The organism is Megasphaera indica, from assembly GCF_046614755.1.
GTDB lineage: Bacteria > Bacillota > Negativicutes > Veillonellales > Megasphaeraceae > Megasphaera > Megasphaera intestinihominis.
This window is the reverse complement of sequence record NZ_JBKKJR010000037.1, coordinates 1-3,806: the sequence shown is the minus strand read 5'-3', so window position 1 is coordinate 3,806 and position 3,806 is coordinate 1. Positions and strand designations below refer to the sequence as shown.

Genomic DNA, 3,806 nt, shown 5'->3' with positions numbered 1-3,806 from the left:
TTGAATTGTTTGTTGAACTTCGTCATACTAAGGCCCCCTATATATACTTTTATTGTATCACTTTATGGAAAACCTCAGTTTGACTTGTCCTATTTATATGCTAGCACCATTCTAAAAATTTCACAGGGAATGACTCTCGTTTCTCTGCTTTTAATATAAGTATAACTTGATCTCTCACTAATGGCGAATCAATTTCGGAAAATGATTTCATTTCATCACCTATAATATCCTTCTTTGCATACAATTCCAGAACATTAGAAATCAAAAAATTATCAATAATATCTGCTATATTTTTAACTGGATAAATTTCACAAGAAAAACGATATGGATATTTTTCCCTATTTTGTTGCTCAAAATGAGATATAAATGAATTAAAATAAGCAATTATTTTCTTTATCGACATGCCACTTTTTCTTTCCTCAAGTAAAAAAATAGCTTTTTCATCTTTTAATTTTATACATAGGTGGGTAAGTTCTTCTTCTGCTTCTTCAAAATGTTTTTCAGTCGGCCTCGTTGTTCCATTAATACTAGACAAATAATCTGGATTATGTCCATACTTACCGGATTGAAAAACAATATTAATTATATCTTTTTCAGGTTTTATGAGCTTTTTTAAACAATATACTTTCTTTTGACTTTCTATTTTATCCATTCGTTTTTCTACTGGTAATGATTCTATATATTCAATTAACTTAATAGTAAAATTTTTATCAAATACTTCTCTTTCATTTCTTCCATTTTCATATACATCAATGTAACAATTATAAAATCCTAACGTCCTAGTTGATACACTCACAACCATTCACCTCGTATAATACTATTTATACTTTTATTATACGAGATACTTATTGACAAGTCCAGCCTGCTCGACTCTCTTATACAAAAAAGAGACCTGACGGCAGTCTATAACATAGGCTGTCACAGCATCTCTCTTTCTTATTTCTCAGTATATAGTCTATCATGTCAAGGGTGGGGATGGTAGGGGATTTCCGAAGTGATTTTATAAAATTTATCAGAAAATTTTCTGGTAAATTCTTCGAGCGCCTTTTTGTGCAGAGTCTGACGTACATGATCTTCTGTAGTTTCTACGCAGAATGCTATTTCCCTCCATGTTTCGCCATTAATGTAACGCCCTAACAATACAGACCTTAACTTTTTATCGTCAATACAATCAATTTGTTGCAATACAGTATCTTCATACTTCCGATATTGCGAGATGATATTCTTCTGTCTCTGCACCTGCTTCTTGAAACGCTCAAAATCTTCAACACTCCAAAAACTCTGTTGACTGGATTTTCCAATAACAGGGGAAAGGCTTCCCGTCACCTTATCTGATGGCCCAGAAAATATTTCACGTTCCATTCTTCTAATAAGCTTGCTTCTCTGTTGTATCTCGGCAGGGATATCCTTATACTGCGATAAATATTCATTTGCTGTCATTGTTTTCCTCCTTTTTTATCAACCCATAATCCAGTATCCTTTTCCTTTATGATTATGCCACAATGCTTCACGGAACGCCTTTTCGGCTTCGTCTTTACGATGAGCGGAGCAATCCCGCTCGTTCTTGCACTTCCGCACAAACTGCCCGAACTCGTCCGGGAACCAGTAAAAGTCCCCGTCATCCAAGAGCCGCCCGCAGAATGCGCAGCGGCTCCGGACTTCCTGGGACCCTGGCCGGTGAGTCCATGACGTGAGTGACGGCTCTTTCTTTCGTCGTCTGTTTTTGCGTCCCACGTCCTTACTCCTTCCGTCTATGTGTAATTACCGTAAATAGAATCTAAATGTCGTAGTGGCGAAACTAAAACGTTTTATCTACCACCTTTGTAGCAATACCCGCGGGCCGCTTTTCGTTTTGCATGGCGGACCCGGCTTTTTACGGCATGATTCCGGCAGGAACGCTGCCAGCCTTTCATGCCATAGTAACGTTTCATTCCACCTGGCACTACACGCCACCAACGGTCAAAAGCCGCAGCAAGACGTTTCCCAATATCTGGCGGTACTTTGATAGGCTTCACGCCTATTGAGCCAAAATTAATTTTAATCCTCATGTCCATGACCTGCCTTTCGTTTAAACCGCAATACAGGCGGACAATGTTTGCCCCACTGATGCCAATTCAAATCCCGCTGGCCTTGTTTCGAGCTCCAGGGGAATTGTCGTTTCTGCCGTTGTTTCTGGTAAAACTGCCGTTCTTCTTCCGTCATCTGCCGGCAGTGTACCGGTCCGGGTGCATACCAACTATCATCCATCGTAATCCCTCCTACTGTAAGCAATAAATAAGTGCTGCCGTGAAGGCAATCCAGAATACCACACAGTATATGGCAATCAGCCTCCACATAATGACCTTCGTCCGATTGATTTCTATCATCCTTTCCCTCCCAGCTTTCCCTGCTGCACTTCACGCTGCGGGACGACATGCCCTTTCTGATCTTCTTCACGCAGCCGTTTCAGCAGAGGTAATAATAAATTTACATAATCGTTCAGCGGCTCCTTCGTTTCGTTATACTGGTCGATACTATTCCAGCCATGACCGCCGATGATGGGCCGGATGACATAGCCATAGTCGTCATCCTTGACCAGCTCACAGCCATTGGCCCGCAGCGCACAAAGAATCGTCGCGAAGTCGCTGTCCAGGACGGCCGCCTGTAAAAGCAGCCAGGCCCATTGCCACCGGTCCGACGGATGGTATTTCTCGAAGTCGTCGGGATATTCCTCAACGGGCCAGTTTTCCGGCTTCCTGGCATTTTCCACATGCTGCACGATGTTTTCCACCAGTCCCTTGATGTCCGGATCCCGCTGCAAGAGCTGGGCATGAGGGGTTTCCATGGCCTCCAGAACTTCACGGAACGCCGACCGGGCCCGGGCAATCATTTCATTCCGTCCCATAGGCACCTCCTAATCGTCGTCCAGCGGTTCGATCTGGACGTAGATGCCGGATAAAGATTGAGAAACATAAAACTTTTGGATACATTCCGACGCGACCTGGGCATCATCCCGCCAGAAGCCCAGCGACGTCAGGACGTCCTTGAGCATCTTGACCAGGTTATCCGTATCGGGCTTGGTCGCCTTCCAGGTCCCTTCCGGGTGCAGTTTCGTCGACGGGTACATCCATTTCGTCGTCAAGGCTACGGGCCCCATGATAGGCTGGTCCTGGCGGAACTTCGCAAAGCTGGCCATGAACAGGGCCCGCGTTTCCCTGACGGCCGGCGGCTCGTACGTATGGGGCTTGCCATCACGCCCGACGACGAGCTTCTTCATCTGATGCGTCGCCGACGGAATCCGCTGCATAGGTACGAAGAAATGAATCATGTTATTATCTGTCATCGTGATTTCTCCTTCCGCTTAATCCGAAATATTTCCATCATAATAGTCCAAATTTATGAAATCTTCCCCGTTGCCAATATCATGGCCATCCTTAGTAAAGGGCCGATCATGACGTATCCACAGTTCACGTTGTGCTTCCAGTACCTGTTTAGTTAGCCTGCCGTTCTTGAAACGCTTTTTAGCCAGCGCTCTTAATTCATCTTCATTCATTTCCGACAATTTCATTTTTTCTACTCCTTTCGTCGCCGCATGGTCCTGGTTCAGGGACCACAAATAGGAATAGGGACAAGGGGCACTTTCAGCCCCCTTGTTCCCCTATTTGTTGTCCCAAGGACCCACACGGATTTATACACAGGGACATTTATTATATATAACAGCACTTTACAACTTTTACGCCACCTCGGAAGTTGATGAAGCTAGTTTACACAAGGCCTGAACTAAGTCCGTTGGATTTTTTGCGGTTTGGGCCTTAGCGACCAAAGTG

7 protein-coding genes are annotated in these 3,806 nt (G+C 44.0%); all 7 read right to left on the bottom strand.

Going from position 1 to position 3,806, the window contains the following annotated elements; all coding sequences use genetic code 11:
- Nucleotides 1-100 precede the first annotated feature (100 nt).
- The 7 genes from ACFCTO_RS12005 to ACFCTO_RS11975 all read right to left on the bottom strand — a co-directional run bounded on the left by ACFCTO_RS12005 (nt 101) and on the right by ACFCTO_RS11975 (nt 3,547).
- Complete coding sequence (locus tag ACFCTO_RS12005; RefSeq protein ID WP_499876958.1) at nt 101-796, bottom strand: hypothetical protein; 696 nt, start codon at nt 794-796, stop codon at nt 101-103.
- A gap of 167 nt (nt 797-963) precedes the next feature.
- Nucleotides 964-1,440 carry a hypothetical protein gene (locus ACFCTO_RS12000; protein ID WP_302484822.1) on the bottom strand — a complete coding sequence of 159 codons (477 nt, stop codon included), beginning with the start codon at nt 1,438-1,440 and terminating at the stop codon, nt 964-966.
- A 368-nt stretch (nt 1,441-1,808) separates the two neighbouring features.
- A complete protein-coding gene (locus tag ACFCTO_RS11995; RefSeq protein ID WP_499876957.1) occupies nt 1,809-2,048 on the bottom strand; it encodes a hypothetical protein in 240 nt (79 codons plus the stop codon).
- A complete protein-coding gene (locus tag ACFCTO_RS11990; RefSeq protein ID WP_499876956.1) occupies nt 2,038-2,247 on the bottom strand; it encodes a hypothetical protein in 210 nt (69 codons plus the stop codon). Before ACFCTO_RS11990 ends, ACFCTO_RS11995 begins: the two co-directional genes overlap by 11 nt.
- Nucleotides 2,248-2,362: 115 nt before the next feature.
- Nucleotides 2,363-2,884: a hypothetical protein gene (locus tag ACFCTO_RS11985; RefSeq protein WP_499876955.1), complete on the bottom strand. Its 522-nt coding sequence runs from the start codon at nt 2,882-2,884 to the stop codon at nt 2,363-2,365.
- 9 nt (nt 2,885-2,893) lie between these two features.
- Complete coding sequence (locus ACFCTO_RS11980; protein ID WP_499876954.1) at nt 2,894-3,322, bottom strand: RusA family crossover junction endodeoxyribonuclease; 429 nt, start codon at nt 3,320-3,322, stop codon at nt 2,894-2,896.
- Nucleotides 3,323-3,340: 18 nt separating this feature from the next.
- Nucleotides 3,341-3,547, bottom strand: a complete 207-nt coding sequence (locus ACFCTO_RS11975; RefSeq protein ID WP_499876953.1) for a hypothetical protein — start codon at nt 3,545-3,547, stop codon at nt 3,341-3,343.
- Nucleotides 3,548-3,806 lie beyond the last annotated feature (259 nt).